This is a genomic window from Vibrio sp. 10N.261.51.F11, assembly GCF_041471665.1.
In the GTDB taxonomy this organism is placed as follows: Bacteria; Pseudomonadota; Gammaproteobacteria; order Enterobacterales; family Vibrionaceae; genus Vibrio; species Vibrio crassostreae_C.
The window spans coordinates 171,625-188,112 of the sequence record NZ_JBFROW010000037.1; the positions used below are offsets into that span (position 1 = coordinate 171,625).

General features: G+C 44.5%; 12 protein-coding genes and 1 pseudogene. 6 read left to right on the forward strand and 7 right to left on the reverse strand.

The annotated features are described in order from the left end of the window. Positions 1-24: 24 nt before the first annotated feature. The 3 genes from prpB to AB4351_RS13380 form a co-directional block, all read right to left on the reverse strand. The gene (gene prpB / locus AB4351_RS13370; protein WP_009846616.1) at positions 25-921 is read right to left on the reverse strand and encodes a methylisocitrate lyase; all 897 of its coding nucleotides are present in this window, start codon (positions 919-921) and stop codon (positions 25-27) included. Positions 922-1,017: 96 nt separating this feature from the next. Continuing rightward, entirely contained in the window at positions 1,018-1,737 is a 720-nt protein-coding gene (locus tag AB4351_RS13375) for a GntR family transcriptional regulator (protein WP_372126258.1), read from the reverse strand. Between the two features lie 392 nt (positions 1,738-2,129). Next, a complete protein-coding gene (locus AB4351_RS13380; protein ID WP_372126261.1) occupies positions 2,130-5,303 on the reverse strand; it encodes an HD domain-containing phosphohydrolase in 3,174 nt (1,057 codons plus the stop codon). A gap of 449 nt (positions 5,304-5,752) precedes the next feature. Here AB4351_RS13380 and AB4351_RS13385 point away from each other — a divergent pair, with 449 nt between their 5' ends. The 5 genes from AB4351_RS13385 to AB4351_RS13405 all read left to right on the forward strand — a co-directional run bounded on the left by AB4351_RS13385 (position 5,753) and on the right by AB4351_RS13405 (position 10,366). Continuing rightward, a complete protein-coding gene (locus AB4351_RS13385; RefSeq protein WP_136974310.1) occupies positions 5,753-6,724 on the forward strand; it encodes a tripartite tricarboxylate transporter substrate binding protein in 972 nt (323 codons plus the stop codon). Positions 6,725-6,966: 242 nt separating this feature from the next. Continuing rightward, positions 6,967-7,467: a tripartite tricarboxylate transporter TctB family protein gene (locus AB4351_RS13390; protein ID WP_136982896.1), complete on the forward strand. Its 501-nt coding sequence runs from the start codon at positions 6,967-6,969 to the stop codon at positions 7,465-7,467. Between the two features lie 10 nt (positions 7,468-7,477). Next, positions 7,478-8,998 (forward strand): tripartite tricarboxylate transporter permease, encoded by a 1,521-nt coding sequence (locus AB4351_RS13395; RefSeq protein WP_012603793.1) that lies wholly within the window; start codon positions 7,478-7,480, stop codon positions 8,996-8,998. Positions 8,999-9,190: 192 nt separating this feature from the next. After that, positions 9,191-9,949 (forward strand): sulfite exporter TauE/SafE family protein, encoded by a 759-nt coding sequence (locus AB4351_RS13400; RefSeq protein ID WP_372073951.1) that lies wholly within the window; start codon positions 9,191-9,193, stop codon positions 9,947-9,949. Between the two features lie 225 nt (positions 9,950-10,174). Continuing rightward, a complete protein-coding gene (locus AB4351_RS13405) occupies positions 10,175-10,366 on the forward strand; it encodes a hypothetical protein (RefSeq protein WP_017059711.1) in 192 nt (63 codons plus the stop codon). A 132-nt stretch (positions 10,367-10,498) separates the two neighbouring features. Here the strand turns inward: AB4351_RS13405 and AB4351_RS13410 are convergent, their stop codons facing one another. Then, positions 10,499-10,912 (reverse strand): VF530 family DNA-binding protein, encoded by a 414-nt coding sequence (locus tag AB4351_RS13410; RefSeq protein WP_010438513.1) that lies wholly within the window; start codon positions 10,910-10,912, stop codon positions 10,499-10,501. A 428-nt stretch (positions 10,913-11,340) separates the two neighbouring features. Between AB4351_RS13410 and AB4351_RS13415 the strand changes: the two are divergent. Further along, positions 11,341-12,500: pseudogene (locus tag AB4351_RS13415) on the forward strand (HD-GYP domain-containing protein). 132 nt (positions 12,501-12,632) lie between these two features. Here AB4351_RS13415 and gnd read toward each other — a convergent pair. The 3 genes from gnd to zwf are packed head-to-tail and all read right to left on the reverse strand — an operon-like array spanning position 12,633 to position 16,343. Further along, entirely contained in the window at positions 12,633-14,081 is a 1,449-nt protein-coding gene (gene gnd / locus AB4351_RS13420) for a decarboxylating NADP(+)-dependent phosphogluconate dehydrogenase (RefSeq protein ID WP_017059712.1), read from the reverse strand. 28 nt (positions 14,082-14,109) lie between these two features. Then, the gene (gene pgl / locus AB4351_RS13425; RefSeq protein WP_017066266.1) at positions 14,110-14,844 is read right to left on the reverse strand and encodes a 6-phosphogluconolactonase; all 735 of its coding nucleotides are present in this window, start codon (positions 14,842-14,844) and stop codon (positions 14,110-14,112) included. After that, the gene (gene zwf / locus AB4351_RS13430) at positions 14,841-16,343 is read right to left on the reverse strand and encodes a glucose-6-phosphate dehydrogenase (RefSeq protein WP_017059714.1); all 1,503 of its coding nucleotides are present in this window, start codon (positions 16,341-16,343) and stop codon (positions 14,841-14,843) included. The genes pgl and zwf overlap by 4 nt, the downstream gene beginning before the upstream one ends. Positions 16,344-16,488 lie beyond the last annotated feature (145 nt).

The following is a 16,488-nucleotide window of genomic DNA, read 5'->3' on the forward strand; positions in this document are numbered from 1 at the left end:
GATTTTTGATTAATTGAAACTGGTTTACCCTTCACTTGAAAACAACTGATCAAGCTTGTTTTCGTAGTCGTGGTAATTCAGGTGTTCGTAAAGCTCTTTACGGGTTTGCATTGAATCCAACAGAGCTTCTTGATTGCCTTCAACTAACAAGTGCTTGTAAACATTCTCCGCCGCTTTGTTCATCGCACGGAACGCACTCAATGGATAAAGCACCATGTCGACACTTGATTGGGCTAACTCGTTACAGTTATAGAGGGGGGTTTGGCCAAATTCAGTGATGTTCGCAAGAATAGGCACATGTTTACCTGTTGCTGATTTCAAAGCTGCCGAGAACTTCACATATTGGTCGAGTTGATTCATCGCCTCAGGGAAAATCATGTCTGCGCCCGCTTCAACACACGCAATCGCTCGTTCAATCGCGCTATCAATGCCTTCAACCGCCAATGCATCGGTACGCGCCATAATTACGAAGCTCTCATCGGTTCTAGCATCTGTTGCCGCTTTGACTCGATCAACCATCTCTTGCTGGCTTACAATCGCTTTATTGGGACGATGACCACATCGCTTCTGGGCAACTTGATCTTCCATGTGAATAGCAGCAGCACCCGCTTTTTCCATCGCTCGAATGGTTCGTGCAATGTTAAATGCACCACCAAACCCCGTATCGATGTCCACCAGCAAAGGCAGATCACACGCATTGGTAATACGTTCCACATCGACCAACACATCGTTCAATGTAGTAATGCCCAAGTCAGGCAAACCGTAAGACGCATTGGCGATACCTCCGCCAGACAAATAGATCGCCTGATGCCCCAAGTTCTTTGCCATCATCGCGCAATACGGATTCACCGTACCGACGATCTGCAATGGGTCGTTGTCTTGCACAGCTTGTCGGAACTTAGCTCCTGCTGATAACTTCATAATGACGCTCCCTGTTAATTGTTAATTTCTAATCTTTATGACTACTGATGTTTAGCTCTCGCCAGCGAAGAACCGCTAGCAAATACCAGTCGCCAATTAATCAAGATCTTTGGATTGAATTTGTTGCTCTATAAGTAATCGGCTTCCCGAGATGTGTCTTCGCATTAGCATTTCTGCTAGCTCTTCATCACGGTTGCGAATCGCTTGTAGGATGTATTTGTGTTCATCGAGCGCCTCTTTGGGCCGAGACTGAGCCCTAGGCGATTGATAGCGGTACATGCGTAATAGGTGATAAAGCTCATCACACAGCAGCGAAATGAGTTTGCTGTTACAACTCGCTTTAATAATGCGGTAATGGAAATCGAAATCCCCATGTTGATGAAAGTAAGAAGAACCTTCGACTTCATCGATGTATTTTGAGTGTGTCGACAATAATCCTTCAAGCCCGACAAGCTCTTCTTGTGTGATATGTCTTGCTGCTAAGCGAGCCGCCATGCCTTCCAATGCCTCTCGTACCGCGTACAACTCGAGTAGTTTGTCTGCCGAAAAAGTAATAACTCGAGCCCCTACATGAGGAATGCGTTCAATCAAGCCAAGCCCTTCAACACGCATTATCGCTTCACGTAATGGGCCTCGGCTTACCTCAAAGCGTTTAGCCAGTTCAGGCTCCGAGATCTTACTGCCCGGTGCTAATTCACCGTTAACAATCGCCTCAACGAGATACTCTGTCAGATTTTCCGACTTGGTGTTTTCTTTGTTGCTCACACGTGTTTTCGTGTTTGCACTTAAGGTGAGATCTTTTATCGCAGTATTCATATTCACGCTGCTCACTTCTGATTGCCGACCCTAACTGTCAACAATTTCATAACATGAACATAAAATACACGATTGAATTGTCGACAATCAAGCCAATTGTCGACAATTTAGACTAAGGTAGTATTTTTCAGAGACGATTAAAACTAATCCAAAAGGACACTACAAACAACTCAACCATCTGTTATTTATCGATTTAATCAGAGTAAGAGTCACTAACCCCCTATCTACCCTAAAATCATTTGAAATCGATATGTCGACAACTTATAGCCGAAACTTGTCAAAAGCAGCCCCCTTCGTATCTATCCACCAGCTCACCGATAAACAGATATAAAAAAGGCGCACTCATGTGCGCCTTTCATTCATCGAACCCGTTCTAACAAGCCAACCTTTAATCAAGCTATCTGACGAGTAACTTCTAGGTATTTGTTGATATCAACGAAATCAATTTGTTCCGGTTTGAGATACTCTTCTGCATAACGCAGGTGAGTACCGCTGGTTAAGAACAATCTAAACAGTTCGATATCGAGATGCTCGTCCAATGCCATTTTATACATGATGTCGACAGCAACACTGATTGGCTTCGCCTTCTTATAAGGCCTATCCGCAGCAGTTAACGCCTCAAAAATATCGGAGATCACCAGAATACGTTCTGGGATTGAAAGGTCATCACCAGTCAGCTTCCTTGGATATCCCGTACCTTTGAGTGTTTCATGATGCGTCGAAGCATAGCGAGGAACACGACTTAGCTCTTTCGGGAATGGCAGGTTCTCAAGCATCTTAATCGTGCCAAGCATGTGCTCGTTTATCTTGAATCTGTCTTCTGCAGTCAACGTGCCGCGTGCAATACTCAGATTGTAGACTTCGCCTAGGTTATATAAGTGCTCAGGTACATCCATTTTGATTTTATGTTTCGGGTCAAACTCTAACGGCCTATCTCTTCTCACTATATGTTCAGGTTTATCACTTAACAGTGGCTCTGTCGCAGGTAAACTTGCACTCGGTTCTCGGTTCAACGCCTCTATCGGTGATAAACCAAGTTGATCATCAAAGTTACGCGTCCAAGTCGTCTCAGCTATCGCGTGAATACGAGCGACTTTGTCTTCACTCATGAATTCACCACCAACGTTCGATGTCGCGATAAAAGTAAAGTCATCTTGTAGCTGTTGTTTGGTTGTCGCAAACTCATCTGCAATTTGCTGCGTTGATAGCGTACCTTCAAGTTGCTTTCTCAAAGCGGTGATTTCCGCATCACGCCAAAGTACTTCAAATCGAGTTCTCACCTCGTGAATTCGGTTGTAGTTCGCTTCTAGCTTCGTACCTTTATCGACGATGTGTTCGGGTATCGTGATCTTGCCACAATCGTGAAGCCAAGCCGCAATTCTGAATTCACGACGTTCATCATCATTTTTAAACTCAAAATCTTTGAAATGATCGGACTGTGATTTCTCAACTGCATCAGCCAACATCAAGCCGAGTTTTGGTACACGATTACAGTGCCCTGCCGTATAAGCAGATTTATCATCGATAGCTTGGGCGATAAGCTTGATAAACGACTCCACAAACGCCTCTTGTGTCTGTTCATGCTGCTTAATCTCTGCCGCCATGCCTTTCACTGCCACAGACAGCTCCCATACTTCTTTGATTCGAGTGTCAACAAGCTCGACACTATCATAATCACGCATCTTGATCTTATGAGTCTCCTCCTCTAATTGACGAATAGGACGCACTATCGGTGCACCAAAACCCCAAGCAATAGGCAACGTCAAACTCATCAGTAACATCGTTATACCAACAGAGGTTGCTAGACGTTTATTGACTGTACTAAAGATTTCAGATTCGGGAATCAATACCGCAAAATATTCAGAGTAGTGTTCGCCCGTGTCTATTTTCTTTAAATAGAGATGCTTGATCTCGCCATTCAACTCTACCCTTACCATACTGCCTTCAACCGTTGCTTCCTTAGTCAAATCATAAAGTTCAATATAAGGAACCGTCGTATTCGTATTAAAGCCGGTATCATGGAGCCACTTTTTCGCTAAGGTATCAAGTTGTTCATCACTTAACCTGCCGATAGCTTTGTCAATAATTGGAAGCAATTGCTTATGCTTGCTCTGCAACACCAAATGGAATTGATTTGAGTAGTTCTGTTTTAGATCTTCTAGAGCCCCATTTACAACAAGGCCTGGTTGGAAAAACCTATCTAATGCAAACGAGAGTACGGGTTCAGCGTCTAAGAATGCAAAGTTCTCTCCGCTTTCAATTGAATCAAGTGCGGACTCTAGGTTTTCAAATTCAACTAAATCAATGTTCGGAAAATCCTCTCTCAACTTAGGAATAATTGACCACCCAGATAAAATGGCAACTTTTTTACCCTCAAGCTCGGCATAATTAGTGACAACCTTCGCGCCGACCCTTGTCACGATAGAAAGTGGCAATTCATAAATTGGAGTCGTGTATAGGCCATCTATGCCATTATTTTTATAATGTTGAACCGATTGCAGGCCATCAATACTTCCTTCTTGAAACTTACTGACAAGCTCGCCCCAAGAGAAACCATTAACAAATTCAAACCTGATCCCTGTCATCTCACCAATCATTTTAAGAAGGTCTATCGCATAGCCGTTTGGTTTTCCCGCCACTGAAAAGTCCATCGGCCCCCAATCATTTTGATTAGACACTAACAGCGGAGGGGTATCGTTAATCAAGGCTTGCTGCTCAGACGATAGCATCAATGTTGATACATCAAACTCCGATTCCTGATTGTTAACCTTGAGGTTAGACGCAATAATATTACCCGATTTCGAATATAAGAAAGACTCAACCTTACTGTCTTCTGCTAAGCCAAGCGCCGTACCTGATAGTTTGCTAGCTAAAGAAGACAACACAATATCAATACCAATCACATGTTGAACTTCAGATTCGATTTTCGAATCAAACGCTAAAGAATAAGTTTGCCCGGTAATTTGTAAATGCTGGAAAAGATATGGCTGAGTTTTTTCGACCGACTGAACATTGGCAGAAACATACCAAGGCCTAGTAGTTGGAAGGTAGTTGCTCTGCTCCGTAGTTGAGTTTCTTAGCGCAAACTCTTGGTCAAAATATTTCGTCGTACGGACGCGCTCCTCCCCTATATTATGAATCTCAACCACAACCCAACGGTCCGTTTGTTGTGCACCGATTTTTTCTCTAACGACAGGGGCAGATTCTAGATTAATAATTTGGAAGAAGTTTTCATTAGACGAGCCAATGTAAATACTATAAAAGAGAGGGTTATCTTTAATTGCTTCTGAAAGAATAGTACGCGACTCTTCTTTCGATATTTTGTTACTTATAGAACGTTTCACTGAAGAAAGTAAACGCGCCGTATTGGCTGCGTCAGAATCAACCGCGCCGATATAGTTACTCAGCTCTTGGGACACCATCGTCAACTTTGATAGGGTATTCTCAGTCGCCATTTTTTTACTGAAGTAATATTGCAGTGAAACCGCAACAACAGCGGTAAGAAATGTCGCGAGTAAAAACATTCCTCCAACAGTAAATCGTAACGAAATTTTTTTGTCTGTCATTATTCGATCCTTGAATAACCACTAGCTCAGAAATGTAACGTGCCAGCTATAATCATATTATTACAGTAGCACTGCACACCTAGCAACATATTATTCTATATATTAAAGAGCGCCTCTCCATATCACTCTTTGTGTCGCAATAAGTACCCTCTTTAATGATACACAGCAGTATAAGCGACCAACAGTCAAAAGAATTGTTCACATAAACTCAAGAAAAACCTAGTTATTATTGCTAGAAGAATCCTACAGCCACCTCCCCGCGAACTTTATGAACAATATTAATCCAATGTTCTTTATTCTCAATATCACCGCATTACAGACATTTCGTTAACACACCGTTAACTTTAACGTCATCTACTAAGCAATATCCTACTCATCTGTTTAGTAGCTGGAAATAAAACATAAGTTTCTCTCCATTGAAGAGATCCCCTACATAAGGAACGTGAACCATGTTCAAGGCACTGAAACCTACTCTTGCGGCTTCTATTATCGCAGCAACCTTTTCTTTCAACACTTTTGCTGCTGACGTAGAAAAAATCCACTTCCTAATCCCTGGCGGCGCTGGTGGCGGTTGGGATATGACGGCTCGTGGTACGGGTGATGTATTGGTGAAATCAGACATCGTAGAAAATGTCTCTTTCCAAAACCTTTCTGGTGGCGGCGGCGGTAAAGCGATTGCTCACCTAATCGAAACAGCACAACGCCAAGAAGACACGCTAATGGTGAACTCAACGCCTATCGTTGTTCGTTCACTAACAGGTATCTTCCCTCAATCTTTCCGTGACCTAACTCCGGTAGCAGCAACCATTGCCGATTACGGCGCAATCGTCGCTCCTGCGGATTCTAAGTACGACACTTGGGAAGACGTCGTTAAAGAGTTCGAAACCAACCCACGTAAAGTGAAGATTGCTGGCGGTTCAGCTCGTGGCAGCATGGACCACCTTGTAGTAGCGGCAGCGTTCAAAGGCGAAGGTTTTGATGCGAAGAAAGTACGTTACATTGCCTACGATGCTGGCGGTAAAGCGATGGCGGCACTGCTTTCTGGCGAAACACAGCTGCTTTCAACGGGCCTTGGTGAAGTACTAGAGATGTCTAAATCTGGCCAAGTAAAAGTGCTTGCTGTGACGGCTCCAAAGCGTCTTGACGCTGCGCCTAACATCCCAACACTGACTGAATACGGCAACGAGACAGTATTTGCTAACTGGCGTGGTTTCTTTGCGGCACCGGGTACAAGCCAAGCAAAAATCGACGAGTGGAACGAAGCTCTTGGCAAAATGTACAAAACCGATGAGTGGCAAGTGGTTCGTGACCGTAACGGTTGGATCGACAACTACAAAGCTGACAAAGATTTTTACGCCTTCCTAGAAGACCAAGAAAAACAGATGGGCGATCTAATGCGTGAGCTTGGTTTCTTGAAGTAACCAACAACCATAGAGGGCTTATGTGCCCTCTTACTCTTTCCTGTTTCGCCGTACATGAGTTAACTAAAACTCCTTTGTTTATTCGTAGTGTATTGCTAAAGCTTGCTGATTCGTTGTAGAGGCAAGTGGCTTAACCAAGTCATGTAATTCGCTCACCTTTGGTTAGTGATCCCAGACATTCTTCATTAACTCGCTCATGTGCGGCTTTTTTACTTTTTATACCACCCCAAATGGAGTTGGATATGTCGGACTTACCAACCAAATTTCTGAGTAAGGAATCTTTGCTTTCGAAGGATCGCATCGGAGCCATGATCTTTATGCTAGCGAGCTTGTGCTACGGCTATCAAACCACGCTGATTCCTCTGTTCCCCGGTGACGAGTACGAACCCTTCACAGCAAGAACCTTACCTACCCTGTTGACGTTTATCGGCATTGGCCTTTCGTTGATCCTGCTAATAACAGGACAACCGGATAAGAAAGTCACATGTGACACAACACCGCTAAACTGGAAACTGCTGATTGGCTTCTTGGTGTTAATGGCACTGTACGGTGTTGGACTGACTTATCTTGGCTTTGTTTTAGCAACCAGCTTCTTCTTACTTGCAGGCTTTTACCTACTGGGTGAGCGCCGCAAAGCTGTCTTATTTGGCGCGTCGTTTCCTTTCGTTATCGCGTTCTTTCTTTTATTAACTCAAGGCTTAGATATCTACCTAGAGCCGGGGTTAATCTTCACTCTTTGGTAGGGATAACATTATGTTAGACGGAATTTTACAAGGACTTTCGACCGCCGTGATGCCAATGAACATCATGATGGTAATTGTTGGCTGTTTTGTTGGTACCTTTATTGGGATGCTACCGGGACTCGGTCCAATTTCAGCAATCGCGTTGATGATCCCGATTACATACGGCCTAGACCCTTCTTCTGGCCTAATCTTGATGGCTGGTGTGTACTATGGCGCTGTATTTGGTGGCTCGACGTCATCAATATTAATCAACGCTCCAGGTTGTTCTTCAACGGTAGTAACCGCATTTGATGGCTACCCGATGGCACAAAAAGGCCAAGCGGGTAAAGCACTTGCACTCGCGGCTTACTCTTCTTTCACTGGTGGCACACTTTCGGCAATCATGCTTTTGATTGCGGCTCCGGCTTTAGCCAGCGTGTCATTGAGCTTCCAGTCTTCAGACTACTTCGCATTGATGTTGTTAGGTTTATCGGCAGTAGCGGCGTTTGCGGGCCCAGGTCAGGTAATCAAGGCATGGATGATGACCATTCTTGGTTTGATGCTGTCTACTGTTGGCATCGACAAAGGCGTTGGTGTTGAGCGTTTCACGTTTGGTCTAACAGACCTGATGGATGGCTTTAGTTTCCTACTTCTTGCTATGGCAACCTTCGCTTTAGGTGAGACTTTAATGGGTATTCTAAAACCAGAGCAAGACACCAGCGCGGAAGAAAGCCAAAAGATGTCGGATATTGGTAGCATGAAGGTCACCAAAGAAGAGTTCAAAGAAGTGGCACCAGTTTCAATTCGATCTTCTATTCTCGGTTTCTTTACCGGTGTTCTACCGGGCGCAGGTGCCACTATTGCGGCATTCCTAAGTTACGGTATGGAGCGTAGCCTCGCGCCAAAAGACAAGCAGAAAGAGTTCGGTAAAGGCAGTATCCGTGGTCTTGTTGCTCCTGAATCAGCAAACAACGCCGCTTCAAGTGGTTCATTCGTTCCGCTACTAACGCTGGGTATTCCGGGCTCTGGTACAACTGCGATTATGCTTGGTGCATTGATTGCCTACGGTATTCAGCCTGGTCCTCGCTTGTTCGTTGAACACCCAGATGTATTTTGGTCAGTCATCATCTCTATGTACTTTGGCAACATCGTACTGGTTATCTTGAACCTGCCTTTAATCCCTTATATTTCTAAACTGCTAGCGGTACCTAGAACGGTTCTACTGCCAATGATTATCTTCTTCTCAATCACTGGCGTGTACTTGGTGTCATTCAACACGATGGACGTATTTGTGATGCTACTGGTAGCGATGGCTGCGATAGCATTAAGGCTAGCCAACTTCCCATTGGCACCATTACTGTTAGGCTTCATATTGGGCGGCTTGATGGAAGAGAACTTAAGACGAGCATTGATGATCAGCGATGGTGAGTTGAACTTCTTATGGGAACGCCCTATTACGATGACCTTCACTATTCTGGCGGTATTGGTGCTGTCTAGCCCGATTCTAGTGAAACTATTTAAGAGTTTTAGAGCGAAGCCAGTAGAAGTGTAAAGCTTTATCGAATCAACTAAACCTCAACGAAAGGAGCCATTGGCTCCTTTTTTCATTTAAAGCCTCAATTAAAACCAGCGGTTAAAGATGGTAGCAAACTCACAAACCTATCTTTACAACACACATGGCGCTGATATTCATAACAAATTCAAGTAAGGTAACCAGTTAGTTAACGTATTGGATTCTAAAACTATGGATTGGTTGATTCTATTCTTATCAGGGGTGGTTGGCGGTGTGCTTAACTCCATTGCGGGTGGCGGCAGCTTCATCACTTTCCCTGCTTTGTTATTTGCTGGCGTTCCACCAATAGCAGCCAACGCGACCAATACCTTTGCTTCGTGTGCAGGATACATTAGCGGAGCCTACGCTCTGCGCCACGAAATTCAATCTGGTACTAAGCAGCTAAAACTGACTATAGCTTTATGTGTGATTGGCGGTGGTATCGGGGCATTTTTACTGCTGCACACACCAGAAGCTCTGTTCACTCAATCTGTCCCTTGGCTGTTGCTGTATGCTGCTCTGCTTTTCACGTTTGGCGGCACGCTCAATAAATGGCTTAAACAAGCTACAGCAAAACATAAGCACGCCACTAGCGCAGGCGCATTCTTTTCCGCTTTATTACTTTTGATTGTCTGTATCTACGGTGGGTATTTTAATGCAGGTTTGGGCATTGTGACATTGAGCTATTTGGCGCTGGCTGGTTACACCAACATCAACGTGATGAATGGCATCAAACTGCTCGTGTCCGCGTGTGCTTCCCTCGCAGCGATCGTGTTTTTTATCGTAAATGGTTCGATTAATTGGCCGTCTGGCATGGCTGTATTATTGGGTACATTGGTTGGTGGTTATTATTCAGCAAAAGTCTCTCGCCGCATCCCACAACAATATGTTCGTAATACAGTGATCATCGCGAGTTTCTTAATCACCGCTTACTTTTTCTATGCTAATTAGACGTTCGGTCAATAAGGCTTGCAACTGGAAAGATTAAGCAAAGAGACTACACCCTTCTCATACCGATTCCGCTATTTTATTGCTTATAAAATAGCCAAGCCAAAATGTGTGAGACGAGTCCTTCAATTAGCAAATTTGATAACAATTTAGACTGTTTTTTAGCCTTTATTTTGCCAAAGGTGGGATAATTCTCCTGTCGAAAGTGAGACTTCATTAGGAGGCGTTATGAACACTAAACTCGGTCATGTCATGTCATCAAGTCGACTCATTTGCTTTGTCGCTTTTCTTGCTGCCACATTCGCGTGGATCTTAAAAATGCCCGCTCTGTTTTCTGTGTCAGCGCTATTCTTACTGGTCAGTGCGATCGTTTATGTCACCGATCTTTGGAAGAATCAAAGAAAGAACCGCGAAGCTTAGCCAATTACGGTTTAATCGAACGAATTAAAAAAGGAGCTCATAGGCTCCTTTTGTGTTTTTCGCTTATCTAATTAGCCGTGCTAATCGCCGACGCCTTATTTAGCGACGGTTCTTTCTAGCGACGTCTTCTTGTTAACGACGGAAGTTACGACCGTTACCGCCGCGGCGCTCTTTAAATGCAGACGCAGCTTTAGCTTGAGAAGCGTGGATAGACTCAACCGTTAGTTCCATTGGCTCACGAGGCTCTAGCCCATGGCGGAATGTACGTGAACGCGGAGGCATCTGGTATTCGATGTCCGATGCTTTAGGCATGCGCTTGAAACGGTAAAGGTAGAAGTTTTCAACCTTCTCACGAGCCCATTCGGTTTTCTTCAGGTATTTAACTGCGCTTGCCACTGTAGGCTTAGTGTTAAAGCAGTTCATACGCATTGCCGCATCTAAAATTTCCCAACCATAATGATCCACTAATTCAGTGATCATGGTTTCAAGCTTTAAGCCGTGTAGCGGGTTATTTTGTTGCAGTTCGATTCTTTCTTCTTCAGTCATAACATTACCTTTTTCAAGGCAACTAAAGGCCTTGAATTTACTCTAGAACACCGTCATCACTGACCATTTCTAGCTCAATCACTTGGGCATTACATCCATTGCCCTTATTTATGCCTTTATGATGGCATAAAGCATACTCGTTATCCTATTTATCTTTGAAATTAATTTCGAATTGGTCACTTAACACCCTACCTTAGCTCGCTATACAGACTAAGACATTCTGTGAACAAAATTTCCCCTTAAAGATTATGAGACTGGTTTAACTTAACAAAACCTACGGTAACCGTATGCAAAAGCCATATATTTAGTGATGACATTAAAGTTTTTCAGTACGCAGTATTACATTTTAATAACACAGTGCTATGGTTTTATTGAATATCGAAACGGTAAAAAGCCCGATTAAACAGTGGCATAATTATAATTAAAGGTTGGCTTGCCACATGTTTGACTACTCCCATTTCAGTAGAGCAGTGGCCCAAGACAAAGACATCGTCGCCATAGTCGATGCTCTCTTCCAGCTAGCTCGTGAACACTACCCCATATTATCTCGGCTATCCGTGGTGCTGTGCAGTGAAAATAAAGCATCGAATTATTTTGATCGGATTCACTGTGCCAAAACGCCAAGCATCATTACATCGAACAGGAGATCAAACCCAACTCTGCGTTGAGTCGTCTGGCTGAATCATTGGAAACAAGAATTGTTGATGACCTCTCTTTGATGAATCCGACTAAACAAATCTCTCATCTACTCGAGCTTGGTCACCAAAGTAGCTATATCACTCCAATCCACTACCAAGAGAGTAACCTTGGGTTCGTTTTCATCAACGCCTCATGCACTGACTTTTTTGCTAAGCAGACAATACAAAGCGACATCGCCTACCTCACCCAAGCGATTTCGAACCTGTTTGTGCAACTCTTCGAACGCCAGAGACAATTTCAGTCCTCATTAGCCATCGCCCTAAACATGGGGCACGCACGCGATCCTGAAACCAAAGAGCATCTGATTCGCATGGGAAAATACAGCGAACAGCTCGCACGTACGCTTTCGCACAGTAACAATGAGATTACCCACCAATTCGTTCACCGCATTCGCTTGTATGCCCCGTTTCACGACATAGGGAAGTACCGAATCCCAGACAAAGTGCTCTTCAGTACTGAGCGTTTTTCGGAAGAAGAAAGAAACATCATGAACAATCACACGATATATGGCGAAGAGATGATTGATGACGTGGTTGCCCTTTCCCACCACAGCTCAATGTGTAGCGAAGAAGTTCAGTTCATCAAGAATATTGTACGTCACCATCATGAACGGTTTGATGGCTCAGGGTTGCCAGATGCGCTCGTTGGAGAAGCGATTCCACTGGAGGCAAGAATTGTAACGCTAGCGGATGTGTTCGATGCTTTACTGAGTAAACGAGCTTACAAACACGCATGGTCAGCATCTAAGGTAATGGACTACATTGAAGCGCATACAGGGTTGATGTTTGATCCAGAGTGCGTCTCTGCGCTGAAGCAAAACCTTGATTACTTCATGTCGATACGAGAGCAATACAGTGATATGCAAAGTCCACAAGCTGCGCTCGCTTAACGGGTTGTATTAAATTTGCTGTCTGTGACTCTCTTGCAGAACCAACAAAAAAGGATGCCAGTTGGCATCCTTTTGTTTTCTAGTTTACAGCTAATAAGAACAACAAAGTTCTTAGCTGATTCTAACTAACGATTATACGTCGTAAGTTGTAGAAGCAGTATCGCCGCCTGTACCAGTCCAGTTTGTGTGGAAGAATTCACCACGTGGACGGTCAGTACGCTCGTAAGTGTGAGCACCGAAGTAGTCACGTTGAGCTTGAAGCAGGTTCGCTGGTAGACGTGCAGTTGTGTAACCGTCTAGGAAAGATAGCGCAGAAATCGTACATGGCATTGGGATACCAGACTCTAGAGATTTCGCTGCTACTTTACGCCATGCCACTAGGCTGCCTTGTAGGATGTTTTTGAAGTACTCGTCAGAACCTAGGAACGCGATGTCTGGGTTTGCTTCGTACGCATCACGTATGTTGCCTAGGAATGCAGAACGGATGATACAACCACCACGCCACATTAGCGCTACGTTACCGTAGTTTAGGTCCCAGCCGTTTTCGTTCGACGCTTCACGCATTAGCATGAAACCTTGAGCGTAAGAGATGATCTTAGAAGCCAGTAGAGCTTGACGTAGTGCATCAACCCACTCTTGCTTGTCGCCTTCAACTGGAGTGATTGTCTTCTCAAACAAAGCTTCAGCTTCAACACGTTGGTCTTTAAGAGCAGACAGGCAACGAGAGAATACAGACTCAGAGATTAGAGTCAGTGGGATACCTAGGTCTAGTGCGTTGATACCCGTCCACTTACCCGTACCTTTTTGGCCTGCAGTGTCTAGGATCTTCTCAACTAGCGCTTCACCGTCTTCATCTTTGTAGCCAAGGATGTCAGCAGTGATTTCAACTAGGTAGCTGTCTAGCTCAGTCTTGTTCCAGTCAGCGAATACTGCTTGCATCTCGTCAGCAGACATACCTAGGCCATCTTTCATGAACTGGTATGCTTCAGTGATAAGCTGCATGTCACCGTATTCGATGCCGTTGTGTACCATCTTAACGAAGTGACCAGCACCGTCGTTACCAACCCAGTCACAGCAAGGCTCACCAGCGTCAGTTTTTGCCGAGATACCTTGGAAGATTGGCTTAACCGCTTCCCAAGCTTCAGCCGCACCACCTGGCATGATTGAAGGACCGAAACGAGCACCTTCTTCACCACCAGATACACCAGTACCGATGAAGTGGATGCCTTTCTCACGACAATGCGCTACACGACGGTTAGTGTCTGGGTAGTTAGTGTTACCACCATCAATGATGATGTCGCCTTCGTCTAGAAGTGGGATTAGGTTTTCGATGAACGTGTCTACAACGTCACCAGCACGAACCATAAGCATCACTTTACGTGGCGCTTCTAGCTTCTCAACTAGCTCTTCTAGAGAGTAAGCACCAACAATGTTAGTACCTTTAGCTGGGCCTTCTAGGAACTCGTCTACTTTAGCAGCAGTACGGTTATGAGCCACAACTTTGAAGCCGTGGTCGTTCATGTTTAGGATAAGGTTCTGACCCATTACTGCTAGGCCAATTACACCGATATCACCTTTCATTATTTTATCTCCTTGCGGCTATTCGCACTTATGCGATAGCACTTGCTGCATTTGAATCTAGGAACCACTCTGTTTCGCCAGTTTTAGACTGGATTTTCGCTGCCGGGTAAGGCAGTTCTGAAGCAGGAGTTGTATGAATTTCTTTAACGATCTCAACTTTACCTGCACCCAGTACTAGGTAGCTGATTCGTTTTGCTGCTTCTAAAACTTTCGCTGTTTTAGAAACACGGATTTGACCAGACTCAGGGTGAGAAGCTAATACAGATAGGTTCTCATCTTGGTAGTTGGTTGCACCTGGGAATAGTGAAGCTGTGTGGCCGTCTGCGCCAACACCAAGCAGAATCCAATCGAATACAGGCGTGCCGTTTTCTGTTGGGATTACGTCAGCCATCTCTTTTGCGAAACGCTCTGCTTCTGCTTTTGGTTCATCTTCACCACGGATGCGGTGGATGTTTTCAGCAGGAAGGTTTACTTGAGTAAACTCTTTTAGTTTTGAAAATAAGAGCGCGTTTGCTTCACCGAAATTGCTTTCAGCGTCGTCTGGTACAACGCAACGTTCGTCGCCCCACCAGAAGTGAAGGTTATTCCATTGAATACCTTCCGCGTATGGCGCCTGTGCTAAAAGTTTGAAAAGCATTTTTGGCGTGCTGCCACCAGACAGTGAAATGTGAACAGGTTTGCCCTGCTCGCTGTATGCTTTCATTTCATTTGCTAGGTTTTCAACAACCAGTTCAGGCGTTGCAAAGATCTTGTGATTGATCATAGTTCGCAGTAATCCGTGTCTGTTAAGTTTTTGCATGGGAAACGCCATGCGCGGCCATCACGTTGCAGAAGTTCATCTGCTTCCTGTGGGCCCCAAGTACCACAAGCATAGCCAAACAGTGCTTGAGGATCTTGCTTGAAGTCTAAGATTGGTTGAACGTACTTCCAACATGCTTCTACCGCATCGGTACGTGCAAACAGAGTCGCATCACCGTTCAGTGCATCAAGAAGAAGACGCTCATAAGCCGTCAGCATCTGAGTTTCAGGCAAGTCAGAGTAAGAGAAGTTCATTTTCACTTCTTTTGCTTTGAAGCCTGCGCCTGGCTCTTTCAAACCAAAGCTCATCTGAATACCTTCATCCGGTTGGATGCGGATAATCAGCTTGTTCTCTGGTGCATCTTGACCAAATACTGGGTGTGGCGTGTTCTTAAAGTGAATCACGATTTCAGTCACACGTGTTGGTAAGCGTTTACCTGTACGTACGTAGAAAGGAACACCATTCCAACGCCAGTTATTGATGTGAGCTTTCAAGCCGATGTAAGTCTCGGTACGAGAATCATCCGCTACACCATGCTCTTCACGGTAACCTAGTAGGTGCTGACCACGAACATCTGATGCTGTGTACTGACCTAATACTAAGTCTTTACGCAGATCATCTTCTTCTAATGGTTTCAGACACTGAAGCACTTTAACCACTTCATCACGAATAGAATCAGCGTTAATTTGTGCAGGCGGCTCCATACCTACCATCGCTAGCACTTGCAGCAGGTGGTTTTGGAACATGTCGCGAACTGCGCCAGAACCGTCGTAGTATCCGCCACGCTCTTCAACGCCAAGGAACTCAGCACCTGTGATTTCAACGTATTCAATGAAGTTACGGTTCCACAGTGGTTCAAACATCGCGTTTGAGAAACGAAGCACTAGAAGGTTTTGAACCGTCTCTTTACCAAGGTAATGGTCGATACGGTAGATCTGGTGTTCTTGGAAGTGATGATGGATCTCTTCATCCAACGCTTGAGCTGATGCTAAGTCGTAACCAAATGGTTTTTCGATGATCAGACGACGCCAGCCGTTCGATTCATCGTTAAGGCCATGCGCAGCAAGGTTTGCTGGAATCACACCGTATAGGCTTGGCGGGGTTGCCAAGTAGAACAATGTGTTATGGTTTTCGAATTGGTAGTCTTGCTCAAGCTTGTCTAGACGTTGTGCTAAACGAGCATAGTCGTCTACATCTGAAGTATTGATCGCTTGGTAATGCAGATGTTCAATAAATGCATTCAGCGTCTCTGGTTCAGTTTTTTCCATTTCCTGAAGAGACTTCTTCAGCTTCTCACGGTAAGACTCATCGCTGTACTCAGTACGGCTCACTCCAAGAATCGCAAAGGATTCTGGTAGTTGATTGCTAGCATACAGGTGGTATAGAGCAGGAATTAACTTGCGGTAAGTTAGATCTCCCGACGCACCAAAAATAACGATGCTGCTGTTTTCAGGTATTACCATCATCTTTCCTATAAAAACAAGGTTTTTAGTATTCGCCAAAGGTATCAGCGACATACGAAAATAGATAATAGGTCTTAACTATTACATCAATAGTAAGCGCCTATTAAATTTGAGAATGCGTTTGGTAAACGAGGGTGAAAGCTAT